The following is a 1,325-nucleotide window of genomic DNA, read 5'->3' as shown; positions in this document are numbered from 1 at the left end:
TGAATCGCCCCGGTTTTCGCGGAGGCTGTTTGGTTAAAGTAAAACGGCCTCGTCGGCGGTTTTGCCGAGTTGGTTGTAGTAGTTTGCCTCAGCCTCGGCGGGCGGGATATAGCCGATGGATGAGTGCAGGCGCTTATGGTTGAACCAAGCGACCCATTCCAGTGTTGCCAGTTCGACGGATTCCCTGGTTTTCCAAGGCGCGCGGCGATGGATCAGCTCGGCCTTGTACAAGCCATTGATCGTCTCGGCCAAGGCGTTGTCGTAACTGTCGCCACGGCTGCCGACCGACGGCTCGATGCCGGCTTCGGCCAGGCGTTCGCTATAGCGGATGCTGACGTACTGCGATCCCCTATCGGAGTGGTGGGTCAGAGAACCGTCGTTGCCAGGCTGGCGAGCGTATAGGGCCTGCTCCAGCGCATCGAGCACGAAGTCCGTCGTCATGGATTTGCTCACGCGCCAGCCGACGATGCGCCTGGCGTAGACGTCGACGACGAAGGCCACGTACAGCCAACCCTGCCATGTCGAGACGTAGGTGAAGTCCGAGACCCAGAGCTGATTGGGACGGTCGGCCCGGAACTGCCGGTTGACGCGATCCACCGGGCGACTGGCGGCGTCGTCAGCGATGGTCGTTCGCAGCCGCTTGCCGCGCCGCACACCTTGCAGTCCCTGGGCGCGCATCAATCGCTCGACCGTGCAGCGGGCAACCGTCACGCCCTCGCGGTTCAGTTGCCGCCAGACCTTGTCGGCGCCGTAGACGCGATGGTTCTCCTGCCACACTCGCTGGACTTGCGGCATGAGCCGTTCATCACGACGCGCACGGTCGCTGCGCCGTGACGGATCACGCAGCCGTGCGGCATGGCGCCGATAGGCCGACGAGGCAACCTGCAACACCTTGCAGATCGGCTCGACCCCGTAAACCTCCCGGTGCCGGTCGATGTAGGTGTTTACGACTTCAGCTTGCGGTCGAGCTCCGCCTGCGCGAAAAAAGCGCTGGCAGTGCGCAGGATGTCGTTGGCGCGGCGCAGCTCTCGGTTCTCCCGCTCCAACTCCTTGATGCGTTCTCGCTCGCTGGTGGTGACGCCTTCGCGCTGTCCGCTGTCGACTTCGTGGCGCTTGACCCAGGTCAGCAGCGTCTGCGCCGAGCAGCCGATCTTGGGCGCGATGGACTCGACCGCCACCCACAGCGACGGGTACTCGCCGCGCGACTCCTGCACCAGGCGCACGGCGCGCTCGCGCACTTCCGGGGAAAACTTGTTTGCGTTGTTCTTGCTCATGGCTCGCATTCTCTCAAGAGTGAGAGCCTCCGCAAAACCCGGGGCGATTCA

1 protein-coding gene and 1 other annotated feature are annotated in these 1,325 nt (G+C 63.7%); the gene reads right to left on the bottom strand.

What is annotated here, in order from left to right:
* Positions 1–33 precede the first annotated feature (33 nt).
* Positions 34–1,283 (bottom strand): IS3-like element ISRme15 family transposase gene (locus AAHM38_RS25405; protein WP_085960508.1). Its coding sequence is split into 2 segments (ribosomal slippage): positions 34–989 and positions 989–1,283, totalling 1,251 coding nucleotides; the frame shifts between segments, so codons are not numbered across the junction.
* Positions 874–990 (bottom strand) — a sequence feature (AL1L pseudoknot). Its footprint overlaps the gene before it by 117 nt.
* Positions 1,284–1,325: the final 42 nt, after the last annotated feature.

The organism is Ralstonia sp. OTU4908 (assembly GCF_038440115.1).
Taxonomy (GTDB): Bacteria; Pseudomonadota; Gammaproteobacteria; order Burkholderiales; family Burkholderiaceae; genus Ralstonia; species Ralstonia pickettii.
The sequence above is the reverse complement of the archived record's forward strand: the minus strand, read 5'-3'. Positions and strand labels throughout refer to the sequence as shown.